The organism is Clostridium collagenovorans DSM 3089 (genome assembly GCF_900130005.1).
Taxonomy (GTDB): Bacteria; Bacillota; Clostridia; order Clostridiales; family Clostridiaceae; genus Clostridium_D; species Clostridium_D collagenovorans.
This window is the reverse complement of record NZ_FQXP01000009.1, coordinates 37,556-54,506: the sequence shown is the minus strand read 5'-3', so window position 1 is coordinate 54,506 and position 16,951 is coordinate 37,556. Positions and strand designations below refer to the sequence as shown.

Below are 16,951 nucleotides of genomic sequence, written 5' to 3'. Positions count from 1 at the left end.
GTTAAAAAAATATAAATTAGATGATTTTACTTAGGTATTAATAAGAGATTTAAGATATAGAAACCTTATTAGTTATGTTGAAAGAAACAAATATAAATAGATAATTTAATCAAGGTACTAAGAAATAATTTATAGAGGATTAGATTTATTAATTATATTATGAGAGGAAGTTTATAAATGAATGATTTAAGTAATTTTAATTTAAGAGAATTTATAGAAAGAGAAACAGGAGAGAGATTTAATGCTCAAGGCTATATTAAATGTCCTTTTCATAGTGAGAAAACACCATCTTTAACAGTTAAATATAATGCTAGTTTATGCAAAGATACTTTTAAGTGCTTTGGATGTGAAGTCTATGGAGATGCCATTGATTTTATAAGCAAATTAAAGAATTTCACTTATATTGAGGCTAAAAAGTATTTGGGTATGTCTGTGAATAAATCCTTTGGTGAGACCTTAGAAGATAGAATAAAAAAGTATGCTCAGTGGGAGATAAGCAAATTTAGAAAGAATAATGAGCTTGTGGATGTGTTCACCTTTGTAGATGAAAATAATGAACCTAAGTATTTTAAGGTGAAGTTTAAGTTGCCAGATGGAAGTAAACAAATTTCTTACTATCATTTTGAAAAAGACAAAATTGTTAACACAAGAGGGGTAGAGGAACTTCCATACAACTTATTTAACCTTATTAATGGCGTAAGGAGCAACAAAGCAATAATTGTAGTTGAAGGAGAGAAGGATGCTAATACTGTTAACTCAATTCTAGGACAAGAGTATGTTGCAACTAGTATCAAGGGCTGCAAGGACTTAGAGGTTATTTTAAAAGAAAATTATAAACCTAAGATAATTATAATTGGTGATACTGGGAGGGCTGGGGAAAAGTATAAAAAGCAGGTTTACGAGAGCTTTAAGGATTATGCTTATGACATAAGGATAGTTAATTTACCAGGTATTAAGGCACTTGGAGATAATAAGGATGTAACGGATTGGATTAACATTGGACATAATAAAAGAGATTTACTTAATGCTATAAAGAGAAGTTTGAATTTAAAAAGTAAGCAGGACTTACAGCAGGATTTTAATGGAATATATAAAACTGTTTTTAAGCAAAAATTAGATGAACTATTGGAGTTTAAAAAATATATAACAGATTTTAATGTTTTAGAAGCAACGAGAATTAAGTTTGTGGAAGAAGATGAGGAGGGAATAAGGCTTAAGCTTCAAAGTATTAATGGGGAAATAATAGAAAGGGTTGGAGATGTAACGGTTTTTGATGATATAAGAAGTTTTAAAAATTTCTTATCTACCTTAGAACTATCTTTTAAGGGGAATATTGAGGATTTAACGGAATTAAAGGGATGGATAAATAGATATTTTGCCTTAGATATAGAGCATGTATATGAGGGAATGAGCTTTATTGAAAAGGATGAGGAAATATATTTTGTAATGGAGGAAGGGGCTATAGGAAAAGGAGGAATTGATAAGAGTATTAAAAGCATTAAAAGTTTTAAATCCATGCTAGAGATACCAGAGATAACAAAGAAGGAGTTTAAGCTTGTAAGAAAATATTTATTTAAGTTTTTACCCCTTGAAAAATCTATTTCCATTATTGGAACGCTTATTAATGACTTAGCAGCTTATCAAAATCAAGCCATAAAAGGTAACATGCATCACTTACTTATAGCTGGGGAAAGTGGAAGTGGAAAATCTACTATTTTAAGAAATGTCATAGCTCCAATACTTAATTATGATGGAAATGAGATAAAGTCCATAGGTCTTATAACTCCCTTTGCTTTTATTAGAGATTTAAGTGAGGGAAATTATCCAAGCTTATATGATGAGTTTAAACCTTCAAGTTTAGATAAATATAAGGTGGCAAAAATATCAGAAATACTTAGAAATTTATATGATAGATCAGCAGTATCAAGAGCAGATAAACTTTATAGAACAAAAAGATTTGACATTAGAAGACCACTTATTTTAGTCGGTGAAGAGGGATATCCAAATCAAGAAAAAGCCTTAATAGAAAGAAGTTGTATAGTGTATCTTTCTAAAAAGGAAAGAAATGAGGAGTCTTCAGAAGCTGTAAATTGGATTATGAAAAATGAGCATTTACTTAATAAATTAGGGCGAAGTTTAATCAATGTAATAACTAATTTAAGTGTCAAAGAGTATAAAAACATAACTGAAAAAGTAGCCTTAGAGCTAACAGAACTTAATGGAAGACCATTAAATACTGCTATTAATATATGTGCAGGAATAGAGATTTTAAATATTTTGGGTAGTAAATTAAGAGTTGAAAGAGTTGGAAGTTATGCTTCTTATGTGGTAGAAAACCTGAAAAATGAGGTCCTTGAAAATGGAAGAGATGTTCGTTCAACAGTTGAGCAAATGCTGTATTTATATAACGATATGATAGAAACAGGACGAGCATTAGGCTGTGAAAGTGTTGTTATAAATAGATATTCAGGATTATATATAAAAACAACAGAAATGATAGATCAAATACAAGAGCATGTAGCACGATTTAATTCGGATATAAATCCCTTAAAACTTAGAGACTTTAAAAAACAAGCAAGCAAAAGTGGCTATTTAATAGCTTCATCAGATAAGGTAATAAAAGTTAATGGCAAGGCTGTAAAGTTCGATACCTATGACGCTGCCTTGATTAGAGAACTTGGCCTTACAGCTATTCTTTCCGAAGAATTTTAAAAAAGGTAACTTTGGTAACCTTTTGGTAACCGGCTGTAGACTAGTGATTTCAAGGGGTTTCCCTATTATATATATATATAGTTACTATAAAATAAAAATATATATTATATATAAGGGAAATAAAAAAATATATAGGCATGTATTTTCTAAAAGGTAACCCAAAAAGGTAACCGGTGAGAATTTTAAAATATAGAGAAAAACTAAGAAAGAAAAGTGAGAAACTTTGAAAGAAAGAGAGAAGCTAAAAGATAAGTGTGAAGAGATATAGAAGAAATAGAAGTACTAAGAGACAGAGTGAAGTGGTTTCAAAGAAAGAGAGGAACTAAAAGATGATGGGAAGAGCTTTGAAAGATGGAGAAGGACTAAGAGATAAGTGTGAAGAGATATAGAAGAAATAGAAGGACTAAGAGACAGAGTGAAGTGGTTTCAAAGAAAGAGAGGAACTAAAAGATGATGGGGAAAGAGCTTTGAAAGATGGAGAAGGACTAAAAGAGAAAAGTGAGAAGCTTTCCAGGAAGTAGAAAAACTAAGGGTAAAAAAAGGAGAGATGTAGACTGTACACTGTAATGTGGACATGTTAGGTGTAATTGAGAAAAGACAATAGTGAAGGGTGGATGAGAATATGGATAAGGTTTTAAAGGAAACTGAGAATTTGCTTTATGGTTATAAGGATTTTGAAACAAAATTGAAGATTATAGATTTAGAGATAGAGAAGGTAAAGAGTAATTATAACGGTGTAAGTGCTGTGAGAATTGAGGAGGCATCATCAAAGACTAATAAAGTAAACTCTGGAGTGGAGAATGAAATTTTAAAGAAAGAAGAGGCTATATTAAAACTGCAAGAGATGAAGAAAGAAATAGAGTACACGAGAAGAAAGGTGGATATATCTTTTAGCAATTTAACGGATGAGGAGCAGATGCTTGTGAATTTAAGATATTTCAGTAGACCTAAAAAAACTTGGATTGAGATAGGTAATACCATGGGCATAGATAAGGACTATTGCTGCAAGCTTAGAAAAAATATTGTATATAGAATCGGGAATTTAGTTAATAGCATTTAGTTTTAAAGAAATTCAGTTTTATGACAGTTTTATAACAGTAAGGCAACAATTTTACGTTAAAAATACGTGTTAATATATTAGCATAGAAGATTGAACAAGAAAGCAATTTCAGTTGTTTAAGCTCTATAAAAAGGAGGTGTTAATATAGCTACTGTTATAGAAAGTGTAAAAAACTATATAAGGGGTTGCCCTTACTTAAGTGAATTCAGTGCAGCTGTGTCTACAGGGTATGCAGCAGTAAATCCTGAAGCTTATTTTATAGCAGAGTTACCATCTGAACCTATAATTAAAAATTATTTAGATGGTAGTACCTTAAGACAATTTGTCTTTGTGCTTGCAAGCAAGGAGACATATGGGCCAGAAATAGCTCAGGAATTAGACAAAAGTCAATTTTATGAGAAATTCGTAAAATGGCTAGAAAATCAAAACAAAGATGGAATACTTCCTGTTTTAGATGATGGAAGAGAAGCTAGAAGTATTCAAGCAATTACCACAGGTCATACATTTAATATTGATATAAATAAAGCAAGATATCAAATTCAATGTAAATTAACTTATTATCAAGGGGGAAAATAAAATGGCAAAGGTTAGACAAAGAAGAAGTGTTGCAAACTATTTAAATGTTGGTAAGGAGGCAGAGGAATTCGTACTAATGGGTGCAGGTTTCATAGACTTAAATGAAGTACCAGCAGCTCAAACAACTTCAAAGAAGTATGTAAATGATAAAACAGCTAGAAAAGCTGTTATTGGATATGATTGGACTACAGCTTATGTAACAAATCAAATCAGAGATGAAAAAGCAGTTGAGTTTATATGTAATGTAGGAGAAATGCAGTTAACAGGACCAGAATGTGAAACTGATTACGTAATAGTTGATTTAGACAAGAAAACTTCAGTGGAAAACGAGTACAAAGCTAGAAAGTTTAGAGTAGCTATAGAAGTTGCAAGTTTTGATAACACAGATGGTGACATGGGTGCTACAGGAAACTTACACGCTGTTGGAGATTTAGTTTCAGGAAAGTTCAATACAGTAACTAAAAAATTTACAGCAGATGGAGAGGTAAAAGCGTAAATGAAGGTTAATGGAGTAGAATTAGGTGATTTAGATATATTTGATGTTGATATATCAGAAAAATATGAAAAAGTATTAGAGAGAATTGATACTTCTAAAACTGAGGTTGAAAATTTAAAAGCTTCAGAAGTAATAAGAAATCAATGTGAAATGATATTTGGTATTTTCAATGATTTATTTGGTGAAGATACTCATAAAAAGGTGTTTGGTGATAAAGTTAATTTAAGAGTATGCTTAAATGCTTTTGCTGAACTAGTAGATCAGATTAATTCTCAAAAGGATGATATAGACAAGCTTACAAATAAGTACTCTTCAAATAGAGTGCAAAAACGTAAGAAATAATGAATATTTTAATAGATTTAGTTCCAACTACTGTGAATATCGATCATAAGCAATATGAAATTAATAGTGATTTTAGAAATGCTATCTTATTTGAATTACTTATGCAAGAGGATGAGATAGCAGAACTGGATAAAACCATGCAAGCATTGGAGCTATTTTATCCAGTTTGTCCTAAAAATATAAATGAAGCAGTTGAAAAAATGCTTTGGTTTTATATTGGGGGCAAGGATGATAAGAATATTACTTCGAAGAAATCTGGTTCTGTAAATAATATTAATAGAATTTACAGTTTTGATTTTGATGATGATTATATCTACTCAGCTTTCTTAGATCAGTATGGAATTGATCTGCAGGATATAGAATATCTGCATTGGTGGAAGTTTAAAGCTATGTTTAAATCCTTAAAGGAAGATAATGAAATAGTAAAGATTATGGGCTATAGAGCTACGGATTTATCTAAAATTAAGGATAAAGAACAAAGAGAATTCTATAAAAAGATGAAGCAAATTTATGAACTTCCAAAATCTCGAAATGAGGTTGAAAAAATTAGTGATATCGAAGAGGCACTACTTAAGAGTGGGAATTTAAGCGATATATTGTAATATTATTATAATAATATGAAATTGAATTTATAAATAAAAGATAGGGGTTGTTGCATAAAGAAGATTTATATCAATAATTTAGGTTATTGATGGTGCTTTTTAATGTGACAGCCCCTTTTAAAGAAGATTAGCATAACATTAAACTTTTATAATACTTTTCTAAAATAAAATCTTTATTTTGTAAAGAGGGTGATTTGTATAAAAGATATAAGATGTACAAATTGTAATCAGTTATTATTAAAAGCTGATTACATAAGGGGAGAAATAAAGTGTCTTAGATGCAAGAAAATAAATGTAGTTAATATAAAACAAGAAGACAGAGCAGAGAGTCACACCGGAGAGTAGTGAGCTAATGCCTGCTTTTTTTATTTAAATAAAAAGGTAGGTGAGAAAAGATGAATGATTTTGAAAAAGAAATCAATGCAGCTAATGTTGCTTTGGTAAACAATTTAAGTATGAGTTTAGCCATGCTTATTAAAGTTGTTTTTGAAGCAAAGGCTCAATTAGAGGAGTTAACTGTATCTGTACAAATGCTGACCATGGCCTTAAACGAAATGAAAAAGTCAATGAGTTCTAGTGGTTACAAACAATTTACTAGAGAAGTAATAGAAGCGCAAGAACCTATGGTTTATTTAATAGAGCTAGTTGAATCTGTGGATGACAAGTTTAAAAGACTCAAGGGGGAACTAGCTACAACTATTAAAGATGGTTTTAATGCCTTAAAGAATGAAGTGTTAAATGTAAAAAATGAACTATGTAATTTAAAAGATAATGCTATTGATTTTGTAGTAGGTGGATTTAATAAGCTGAAGTCGGGAGTTAATACTGTTGTAGATGAATTCAATAAACTGTTAGATCAGTCCAACAATGTAAAAGAAGAGCTGAAGAAATTAAAGGACATGGCGGTTAATAGTTTAAAAGATGGTTTTGATAAGCTGAAAGCAGGTGCTGTTAGTCTTGTAGATGAAGGAATTAGCAAACTAAAGACAGGTGCTATAGGAGCTGTAGAAGAGTTTAAAAGGATATTAGATCAATCGAATGATTTAAAAGAAGAGCTAATGAAACTAAAGGATATGGCAGTTACTAGTTTGAAGGATGGTTTTGATAAATTAAAAACAGGAGCTGCAAGTCTTGTAGATGAAGGAATTAGCAAACTGAAAGCTGGAGCTATAGGAGCTGTAGAAGAGTTTAAGAAATTGTTAGATGAATCTACAAGTGTAAAAGATGGATTAAACAACTTAAAAGATGCAGCACTTACTAGTTTAAAAGATGGCTTTGAAAACTTGAAGGCAGGAGCTATAAGTTTCGTAGATGAAGGAATTGGTAAGGTAAAAGCTGGAGCTATAGGAGCAGTAGAAGAATTTAAAAAGTTATTAGATCAATCTAATAATGTAAAAGAAGAGTTCAATAAATTAAAAGATACAGCTCTTAGTAGCTTGAAGGATGGCTTTGAGAACTTAAAGGCTGGAGCTATAAGTCTTGTAGACGAAGGAATTAGTAAATTAAAAATAGGTGCTAGCACTGTTGTAGAAGAGTTTGGTAAATTATTAGGGCAATCTAACATCGTAAAAGAAGAATTAGGTAAACTAAAAGACATGGCGGTTAATGGCTTAAAAGATGGTTTTGATAAGTTAAAGGATAAAATTTCAAATGTAAAAGAAAGTTTTTGTTCATTAAGAGATGGAGCTATAGATGCTTTAAGTGAAGGATTTAATAACTTGAAAAACGGAGCCATCAATCTTTTAAGTAGTGGTTTTCAAAAGTTAAAAGATGGGGCTAAGGAACTTGCAGATAGTGGTATTGAAAAACTAAAAATAGGTGCCATTGGTGCTATGGAAGGCATTCAAAAATTAATAGGAAAATGTAGCAATGCTAAAGAAGAACTGAAAAATTTAAAAGATAAAGCTATAGATAACGTCAAAGAGGGACTTCATAATTTAAAAGATAAGGCTATTTCATCTGTAAGCGACGGGTTTAAGTCATTAAAAGAAAGTGCATCAGGACTCGCTAATAAAGGTATGGAAGCTTTAAAAACTAAGACAAAAGAATTAGCAAGTAAGGGATTTGCTTCACTTAAAAATGGTATTGTATCAGCTAAGGATAATTTAAAGGGATTTTTAAAGGATAGTATCTTAGCAGCTTCTGAGTTTGAAAAAACCCAAGGAGTTCTAGGAGGTAGTGGTGATAGTTTATCGAAGCAGATGGAGAAAGCTAATAGTAATGTTGATAAATTAAAGCTTTCTGTTGGAAATGCATTGATGCCAATAGCTAAAGGAGCCGCAGAGGAGTTCGCTGGCTTAACTGAACAGTTAAATTCAGCTTTTAATGAAGGTGGATTTGAAGGATTAGCTGGATCTATAGGTGGTGTTTTAGCTCAGGCCGTTACCTATATCGCAGAACAAATTCCTCAAATTGTGGAAATGGCAGTTTCAGTTGTTAAGAGTTTTTCAGAGGGTATAATAGCTAATTTACCTGAAATAGTATCATCAGGTATGCAAATAATATCATGTTTAATTACAGGAATCATGGAAGTTTTACCTGATCTTCTAGAAATGGGTGTACAGGTATTAGTTGCACTTGTTAATGGAATTGCTGAGGTTATACCAACTTTACTTCCATTAGTAGTTGAAACTTTCTTTAGTTTAATAAATGTATTACTAGAAAATATTCCTGTTATTGTTGAGGCTGGAATAAACTTTATAATGGCCTTAGTAGATGGTATATTGGCTGCGATCCCAATCCTTATAGAACAAGCACCAATAATAATTAAGAACTTAGTTGACGGATTAGTAACAAGTATTCCTATGTTAATAGATGCTGCCTTAAATATTATAGATTCTTTAATAGGTTTTATTACGGATGAGAATAATTTAAATAATTTGCTTAATTCTATGTGTCAATGCATTGATGCCATTGTAGAAGGATTAACAACAGCGGCACCTATGCTAATAGATGGGGCATTAAAGATTATTGGAAAGTTAGTTGAATTCTTAACTAATCCTGAAAACTTAACTAATATATTCAACTGTGCAATAACATTAATAGCTAAGTTAATTGAAGGATTAATAAATACATTACCAAGTTTAGTAGGAAGTGCACTTAAGCTTGTTAGTGGAATAATAGATACTTTATTAAGCACAAACTGGCTTAAGGTTGGTGCAGATATATTACTTGGTATAGGTAAAGGATTGCTTGATGGAGTATGGGATTTAGCTAAAAGTTTAGGGAAATCATTATTAGGAGCAATTAAATCTGTATTTGGAATTAAATCTCCTAGTAGATTATTTGCTAAGGAAATTGGTCCATATCTAGCGCAGGGGATAGGTGTTGGATTTGAAAAAGAAACTCCTAGCTTAGAAAGTGTTATAAGCGGTGATATAGGTAGTTTGGTTAATAAAATGCAAGCTACCGTTGCATATGAAGCTTCTAATTTTTCTTTAGGAATAGGGGCTAGAGCTAATGAAGGTAATAGTAGTATAGTAAATAATAATGACAATGGAGTAGTTCAAAATGTTACTATTAACCAACCTGTTAAGTCTCCATATGAAACTGCAAGAGTCTTGAGAAGAGTAGGGAGGGAGTTAGCATTTGGATAATAAAAATGTGAATTTAAGATTAGAAAATAACAGTGGATTCTTAGATTTAGGTAAAAGCAAGGAATTTAACTTAGTAAGCATTGAAGGTCTTGAAAGTGCTGATTATGAAATTAATATAAGCAATAATATTATGTATGATGGCGGAAGTGTTGTTAATAAAAGGATACAGTGTCATTCAATATCCTTTGTTGGAGAGGTTTTTATCAATGAGGACTTTAATATAAAAAGACAAAAGCTTATAAGCTTCTTTAATCCTAAAAATACAGGGTATTTAACTGTAAATTACCTTGGAACAGAGAGAAAAATAAAATATGAAATAGAGAGTTTTAAAATAAATCATCCTAATGTATACGAACCTATGGAATTTCAGGTTAATTTAGTTTGTGCTAATCCTTATTTTCAAGATACTTTAAGCTTAGGAAAAGAGATAAGTACTTGGATTGGAGGATGGAAGTTTAAGTTTAAATTACCCTTTAAGTTTAAGCAAAAGGGTGATACTAAGGTTATTATAAGCAATTTAGGGCATGTTGAAACTCCAGTTGAAATTATTTTTAAAGGACCAGCTGTTAATCCTTCAATAGTAAATCTTACAACTGGAGAATTTATAAAGATAGATAGGACATTAACAAGTGATGATATTCTTTACATTACTACGGAATACGGTAACAAAAAAGTAGAAATAGAAAACAATGGTGTTAGGAGCAATGCTTTAAACTACATTGATTTAGATTCTACTTTTTTTAGTTTGGTAGTGGGAGATAATATTATTGAATACAAAACAGATGGATTAAAGCCTGAATCCGTTGAGATAAAATATAGAAACAGGTATTTAGGTGTATAAAGTTAAGGGGGTGTAGCAATGCAGTATTATGGTTTTTTTAATGGTGAACAGGAATATGGCCAAGAAGAATTTAGCAGATTATTTGATAATATTTATGAAAGTGGTGTTTCTGTAAAAAGTGATGATACTTTAGGTTTTGGAATTGTAAAGGATCAAAGTACATTAAAGGTTTCAGAAGGATATGCTATAGTAAAAGGTTTTTATTTATATAATGATAGCTATAAAAATATATCAGTAGTTAAGGATAGTAGCTTCGATAGAATTGATAGAGTGGTTATAAGACTTAATATAAATGAAAGAAAAGTAAGTATTGAGTATAAGTTAGGTACTCCACAAAGTACTCCTAAAGCTCCTACATTGCAAAGAGATAATTTAATATATGAATTATCCTTAGCTCAAGTTAGAGTGAATAAAAATGGAGAAATAATAATAAGTGATGAAAGATACAATATGGATTTATGTGGAACCATAAGACCTAAAAATTTAACAGAGTTTAATTCTATGATAAAGGATTACTCTGCAAAATTTGATAGATGGTTTGAATCTCAACAAGCTAAAGGATGGAGAAACATCTTTATTCAGAGTCAAAAACCAAGTGGAAGTGTGGCAGGTTCAATATGGATAGAATTAGCATAAGGGTATTTGATAAAAATATAAATTTTTTAGGAGAAGTAGATGAATATACTTCTCTTTTTTATATAAGAAAATGGAATACCCATGGAGAATTTGAATTTCACTTAAGTAGTATTGATCCTAATATTATCAAAATAGGAAATATAGTTATGTTAGGAAAGGATAAAGCTAAAAGTGGAGTTATTGAATATGTTGAGATAAATCAAGAGAATCATAAAGAAATAATAGTAAAAGGATTTGGACTGAGCTACTGGCTAAGTCAAAGGGTAACGGTACCTCCTATAAATGCTGCACAGGATTATTACAATACTAATGCTGAAGATATAATTCTTAATTTAGTAAAAAATAATGCGATTTTACCTACAGATAGAAATAGAATTATTCCTTATCTAGAAATAGAAAAATCTAAAGGAAGAGGAGAATTAATAGAGTTCCAAACAAGATATAAAAACTTAGCTGATGAATTAAGTAAAATAGCTAAGGCGTCTTCCTTAGGTTTTAATATAGATTTAGATTATAAAAATAAAAAATTTATCTTTAGGGTACTAGAGGGAAGAAATCTGACTTCTTCACAGAGGGTTAATCCACCAGCAATATTTTCCTTAGACTATGACAATATAAAGAAGCAAAACTATGTGGAATCAACTATAGGATATAAAAACTGTGGATATATTGCAGGAGAAGGAGAAGGCGAAGAAAGGGATATTGAGGTAATTTATAATGAGCTAAGTGGATTAGAGAGAAGAGAAATCTTTATAGATGCTGGCGATGTTAAAGAAGGTGGAAACCTTATTGATGCAGGAAAAATTAAATTAGCTGAAAATCCTAAAATAGCTTCCTTTGAATGTGAAGTAGATCCTAATGCATATAAGACAAATTGGGATTTAGGGGATGTGGTTACAACCATTGATAAGAAACATAAAATTGTAATTAATAATAGGGTGTTAGAGGTTACAGAGGTTTATGAGACTAATAATTTTAAGGTTGAACCTAGATTTGGAGAAGCTATTCCAAGTGTTAATGAAAAAATAAAACAAATTACAGATGTACCTTTAAAGGAAAATAAAAAAAAATCACAGGAGCCTACAGGGGCTATAGATAAAACCTTTATATGCACTCAATTATCTCCAAGTAAACTTTGGAGAATAAATCATAACTTAAATAAAATGCCATCTGTATCTGTTGCAGATAGCTCAGGGACTGTTTTAATGGGCGATATAAGGTATATAGATAGTAATAATTTAGAGTTGATATTCACAACTGAGGTTTCAGGAAGTGCATATTTTAACTAGAAAGGAGAGTAGGATTTGAAATATTTTTCTAATATTGATTTAAATAAAAATGAATTGCAAAATGCTAGAATTCAAAATCTAGGAGCAGCTCCAGCTAGTGCTGTAAAAGGACAAATATATTTTAATAATGTAGATAATTTATTTTATGGTTTCGATGGAGATTCATGGATAAACTTAGGTAAAGTCTTAAATGGAAATGAAATAGTTACTTTAATTAATGGAAGTAGTAGTAAGTTAGAGGATAAGAATTTAAGTACAGTTGTTAATGATGCTATAAGTAAAAGACACAGTCATGGCAATAGCTCAATATTAAATGCTATGGAACAAGCATTTACAACTGCACTTAAAAATAAATTAGATGGAATAGAAACAGGAGCTAACAATTATACACACCCAGGTAATGGAAGTAATCCACATGGAACAACTAAAGGTGATGTAGGCTTAGGAAATGTAGAAAATAAAACTTCAGCTACTATACGAGGAGAACTTACAAAGGAAAATGTAGGTGCTGCATTAGGTTTTATGCCTAAAAAGATATTAGAAGGGGTAGAATCTTCTAGACCAATAGCAACGGGATCTATGATTATATATATAAGCACAGACACTAAGAAGATATGGCTAGATTCTTTAAGTAATACTTGGCTACAGATAGGAGGACAAGATACTATTTCCTGGGGAAATGTAACGGGAAAACCAGTGACTTTTACACCTCCTGTAGCTAGTAATAGTGTGCTTGGAGGCATAAAGGCTGGAAGTAACTTAAGTATAGATGCTGATGGAACTTTAAATGCTAATGATAATCCTTCAAGTTATATTATTAAACAAGAAAAATTTATAGCAGCAGAAGGGCAAAGTTTATTCACCTTAAGCAAGGGAAAATATAGACAAGGACTAGGTACATTAGCAGTATTCCTTAATGGAGCTAAGGTTGCCAATACAATGGTTGATGAAACATCACAAACAAGTTTTACTTTAAAAACAGGATTATCTGCGGGAGATCATTTATTAGCTGAGTATGTGGAGTTAGTAAATATAAGTCCTTATCCAATACATGGAAGTGAACATTTGCCAGGGGGAGTAGATCCTATTCCTTTAGTCACAACAAGTAAAGATGGTCTTATGAGTAAAGAAAGCTTAAGTAAACTTAATGGAATTGCAGTAGGGGCCAATAATTATACTCATCCTTCTACACATGCAGCTAGTATTATTGTTCAAGATACCAATAATAGATTTGTAAGTGATGGAGAGAAAAGTACTTGGAATGGAAAAGCTGAAGGAAATCACAATCATGGCTTAGCTAGTTTAAGTGAGAAGAGTTATAACTCCTTAAGTGATAAACCAAACTTAGGAAGTGTAGCTAGTAAGGATGTAGGAGCGAGTTCAGGACAAGTACCTTTAATAGGCAGTAATGGAAAGTTAGATCCTACTATAATGCCAGCCTTAGCTATATCTGATACTTTCGTTGTCAATTCAGAAAGTGCTATGTTAGGACTTGCTGCAGAAATAGGAGATATATGTGTAAGAACGGATTTAAGCAAATCCTTTATTTTAAAACAATCTCCAGCTAGTACCGTAAGTAATTGGCAGGAACTCTTAACACCAGCAGATAAGGTGTCTAGTGTAAATGGTATGACTGGATCTGTGACTTTAAATAAGTCTCATGTAGGACTTAGCAATGTTGATAATATACAACAAGCAACTAAAGTGGAGTTTAATAGTCATAATGGTGATGCTGTAAAACATATAACAGCAGCTGAAAGAACCACATGGAATGAAAGAACTGAAAAATATGTAACTAATATAGGAAATGGTACTTTAACTACAATTCCTGTAACACATAATTTAGGCACAATGGATTTAAGTATTTCTATAAGAGAGACTTCAAGTCCCTACAATATTGTTATGGCTGATGTGCAACTTGTAGATAATAACAGTCTTAACGTATTATTTGCTACAGCTCCATCAAGTAACCAGTACAGTATAGCAGTTATAGGTTAGGAGAGATAACATGAAGGTTTTAGGAAAAGAATTAAAACTTAATGGCAAGGATGTAGCCTTAAAAGAGAATATACCAATAAAATTAAGTCAGTTAAGTAATGATATGGGCTTTACTCAAGAGGCTATGAAGCAAGTAATAAGTACAACACAACCAAGTAATTCAAAGAAAAATGATGTTTGGATACATTTAATTTAGGAGGAGATAAATATGGCAGTTAAAAATGCAGTTTATAAAGTAGATAATGGTGCAGGTGCATTTGATGAAATAATGTTTAAAACTCAAGCAGAACAAGTTGATATTGGACAAAACTCGAGCTTGAAACAATATCTTGATAAAGTAAACCTTGCAACAAAAAATGATGGTTCAACTGGAGCAGACGGTCAAGAGGGATGGATTCCACTAGGAAATGGAGAAAAACTATATTTTGGATGGTTTAATGTTCCAACTTCTTCTGGAGTAGCATGGGGATCTAGAGTTTATGCAGTGCCTGAATGTACTTTAATAAGAAATGCAATTGTATGTAGCGCTGGAGACTATAGTATAAGTTTGCTTAATTTAGGTGGAACTAATAATAAAATGAATGTAGCAGTATATAATGCACCAGTAGGTGGATTTGGCAGAGCAAGATATTTTGCAGTTGGATATTAAAAAGGTATTAAAAGTATGGTGTGTTTAATTAAACTAAGAATCAATATGATAACCTTAAATAAGGAGTATATATAGTATGGAGAAAAATTTTTTTAGTGGGTTTATTGCTTTTATTGCTACTATATTTACATGGTTATTAGGTGGTTGGAATACATCATTGAGTATATTAGTATTATTTATGACCTTAGATTATATAACAGGAGTACTTAAGGCTTATGTAAATAAGGATCTTAGTTCGAATATAGGGTTTAGAGGAATTGCTAGGAAGTGTGTTATATTTATAGTTTTAATAGTAACAGCATCTTTGGACAAATTACTGACAACTCAAAACTGGATGTTTAGAACTGTTGCATGTTATTTTTATATAGCAAATGAAGGATTGAGCTTAATAGAAAATTGTTGCATCATAGGTATACCAATCCCACCTAAAATCAAGAATGCTTTAGAGCAATTGAAGAGCAATGAAGATGATTAGGTGAAAGTAATAACTTAAATGAATATATAAGATATTGAAGTAATATATTTATAAAATATGATTTAGTAAAAGGCTGTAGCCCATGGAAGTTTAATAGCAATATACTTTAAGTTGTTTAATAAAATAACTTAAGTATTGTTATTATAAATCTTGGTGCTACAGCCTTTATTAATTTTATGTAGAGTTATATTAGGCGTAAAGAAAATTTATATATATATATTCTAATAGACAATCTTCATTGTATTTAAGGGTAAGATCTATTGGAGAATAAACACAACCACTATTAGGAATGTAGAATATTAATTAGAACTTATATATACATTTTGTAATATTAAATCTACAAATCCCATCAACAAGTTTTAAGTAACTTATAATATTTCAAAGTAGAAATTACTAACACTGCTTCTGAAGCTTACTTCTGAACTTTAGCTTTAATACTGAAAAAATTCTTAGGTAGTTTTGTGATCATAATTGATACTAATACACAAGTTAGAATTTTATCTACTAAGTTGCTTGCTATTCTAGGGAAGAATGTTGAAGCAAATATAGTTTGTCCAGCTTGTCTTAACCACATCACTAATAAGTCGGCACCACTTCCGCTAAGTCCACCAGATATAAGTATAGATATAGGTGTTCCAATAAGTGGGCACACAACAGAAAGGATTAAGCCAGAAATTATAGCTGTTTTTAAGTCGAATTTAAATTTCTTAGCTATGAAGCCCACAATTAAACCTACAGCTATGTTAACTAAAGCAAAAGGAATATTAGTAGGAGAAGAAATTGCTCCTAATACTAAATTGGTTGTTAATCCTATAGCTGCTCCATAAAGAGGTCCCATAACAACGGCTCCAAATACAGTCCCTATGGTGTCTAGAAATAATAGTGGAATATTTAAAACTCCCATTATTAATCCTAAAACAATATTAATTACTATACATATTGAAGAAAAGGTTAAGTGTTTTGTTTGCATTTTAAAAATCTCCTTCTTAGATATCCTGTGTAACTTAACACAGAACTTTATTTTAATTATTTATAAGTTTTAATTAAATTACACATGTTCTAATTAATGATAATTACTAAGCTTTTATATATGTAGTTATATTTCGGGTTTATAATTTAATTTATATATGCATATAGGTTGCAATATTAAATCTACATCATCGTAATTTATTACATATTAAATTCTTTTATCCTATAAAATATAAATGAAGTTTATTTAATTCAAGATATATATTTATATTTGAGCTTTATGATTGAATCAAAATCAATATGAAATATAATTGTCGAAAATTACTATAAGCCCTTTAATGCATCTTAATTATATAGACTTATAAAAGTTAAGTGAAATAGTTTTAAATTATTAATAAAGAGATAAGTATTTGAAAAAACTATAAAGGTAAGTTATTCCAATGGGGTATAGTTGAAGGGGATACATTAAATATAATAATAGGAAAATCACCACATGAGTTATGATAATTTTTAAGACGTTAGATTACTGTATAATCCATAAATTAAAATAATATACAAGGCATATTAGCTATTGAAAGGTCTTTACTAAGGTTAATCCCTTGGTAATAAATAACTAATATGCCAAGTTAATATTCATAAAGAAGTGAGTTGAAATTTAATTTGCTAAATTAGTTATTTAGTCTGTGAATCTAGTTTATAAAGAATTAATT

Annotated in this window: 16 protein-coding genes; 15 read left to right on the top strand and 1 reads right to left on the bottom strand. The window is 30.6% G+C overall.

Translation table 11 applies throughout. The annotated features are described in order from the left end of the window. Positions 1-177: 177 nt before the first annotated feature. The 15 genes from BUA48_RS11475 to BUA48_RS11405 all read left to right on the top strand — a co-directional run bounded on the left by BUA48_RS11475 (position 178) and on the right by BUA48_RS11405 (position 15,272). Complete coding sequence (locus BUA48_RS11475; protein ID WP_072832204.1) at positions 178-2,712, top strand: CHC2 zinc finger domain-containing protein; 2,535 nt, start codon at positions 178-180, stop codon at positions 2,710-2,712. A gap of 622 nt (positions 2,713-3,334) precedes the next feature. Next, complete coding sequence (locus BUA48_RS11470) at positions 3,335-3,772, top strand: hypothetical protein (RefSeq protein ID WP_072832203.1); 438 nt, start codon at positions 3,335-3,337, stop codon at positions 3,770-3,772. Between the two features lie 216 nt (positions 3,773-3,988). Next, positions 3,989-4,348 (top strand): hypothetical protein, encoded by a 360-nt coding sequence (locus tag BUA48_RS11465; RefSeq protein ID WP_084666291.1) that lies wholly within the window; start codon positions 3,989-3,991, stop codon positions 4,346-4,348. A 1-nt stretch (position 4,349) separates the two neighbouring features. Then, the gene (locus tag BUA48_RS11460; RefSeq protein WP_072832201.1) at positions 4,350-4,844 is read left to right on the top strand and encodes a hypothetical protein; all 495 of its coding nucleotides are present in this window, start codon (positions 4,350-4,352) and stop codon (positions 4,842-4,844) included. Further along, positions 4,845-5,186: a DUF6673 family protein gene (locus tag BUA48_RS11455; protein ID WP_072832200.1), complete on the top strand. Its 342-nt coding sequence runs from the start codon at positions 4,845-4,847 to the stop codon at positions 5,184-5,186. It begins immediately after the preceding gene. Continuing rightward, positions 5,186-5,788: a bacteriophage Gp15 family protein gene (locus BUA48_RS11450; RefSeq protein ID WP_072832199.1), complete on the top strand. Its 603-nt coding sequence runs from the start codon at positions 5,186-5,188 to the stop codon at positions 5,786-5,788. The genes BUA48_RS11455 and BUA48_RS11450 overlap by 1 nt, the downstream gene beginning before the upstream one ends. 189 nt (positions 5,789-5,977) lie before the next feature. Next, positions 5,978-6,133 carry a Com family DNA-binding transcriptional regulator gene (locus BUA48_RS11445; protein WP_072832198.1) on the top strand — a complete coding sequence of 52 codons (156 nt, stop codon included), beginning with the start codon at positions 5,978-5,980 and terminating at the stop codon, positions 6,131-6,133. 50 nt (positions 6,134-6,183) lie between these two features. Beyond that, entirely contained in the window at positions 6,184-9,384 is a 3,201-nt protein-coding gene (locus BUA48_RS11440; protein ID WP_072832197.1) for a phage tail protein, read from the top strand. Further along, positions 9,377-10,225 carry a phage distal tail protein gene (locus BUA48_RS11435; RefSeq protein ID WP_072832196.1) on the top strand — a complete coding sequence of 283 codons (849 nt, stop codon included), beginning with the start codon at positions 9,377-9,379 and terminating at the stop codon, positions 10,223-10,225. Before BUA48_RS11440 ends, BUA48_RS11435 begins: the two co-directional genes overlap by 8 nt. 18 nt (positions 10,226-10,243) lie before the next feature. After that, complete coding sequence (locus tag BUA48_RS11430; RefSeq protein WP_072832195.1) at positions 10,244-10,861, top strand: hypothetical protein; 618 nt, start codon at positions 10,244-10,246, stop codon at positions 10,859-10,861. Beyond that, the gene (locus BUA48_RS11425; RefSeq protein ID WP_072832194.1) at positions 10,843-12,150 is read left to right on the top strand and encodes a siphovirus ReqiPepy6 Gp37-like family protein; all 1,308 of its coding nucleotides are present in this window, start codon (positions 10,843-10,845) and stop codon (positions 12,148-12,150) included. The genes BUA48_RS11430 and BUA48_RS11425 overlap by 19 nt, the downstream gene beginning before the upstream one ends. A gap of 15 nt (positions 12,151-12,165) precedes the next feature. Beyond that, complete coding sequence (locus BUA48_RS11420) at positions 12,166-14,148, top strand: hypothetical protein (protein WP_072832193.1); 1,983 nt, start codon at positions 12,166-12,168, stop codon at positions 14,146-14,148. A 10-nt stretch (positions 14,149-14,158) separates the two neighbouring features. Then, positions 14,159-14,344, top strand: a complete 186-nt coding sequence (locus BUA48_RS11415; protein ID WP_072832192.1) for a hypothetical protein — start codon at positions 14,159-14,161, stop codon at positions 14,342-14,344. Between the two features lie 12 nt (positions 14,345-14,356). Continuing rightward, positions 14,357-14,797 carry a hypothetical protein gene (locus BUA48_RS11410; protein ID WP_072832191.1) on the top strand — a complete coding sequence of 147 codons (441 nt, stop codon included), beginning with the start codon at positions 14,357-14,359 and terminating at the stop codon, positions 14,795-14,797. Between the two features lie 76 nt (positions 14,798-14,873). Further along, positions 14,874-15,272 (top strand): phage holin family protein, encoded by a 399-nt coding sequence (locus BUA48_RS11405; protein WP_072832190.1) that lies wholly within the window; start codon positions 14,874-14,876, stop codon positions 15,270-15,272. 412 nt (positions 15,273-15,684) lie between these two features. Here the strand turns inward: BUA48_RS11405 and BUA48_RS11400 are convergent, their stop codons facing one another. Then, positions 15,685-16,242 carry a CD3073 family putative ECF transporter S component gene (locus tag BUA48_RS11400; RefSeq protein ID WP_072832189.1) on the bottom strand — a complete coding sequence of 186 codons (558 nt, stop codon included), beginning with the start codon at positions 16,240-16,242 and terminating at the stop codon, positions 15,685-15,687. Positions 16,243-16,951: the final 709 nt, after the last annotated feature.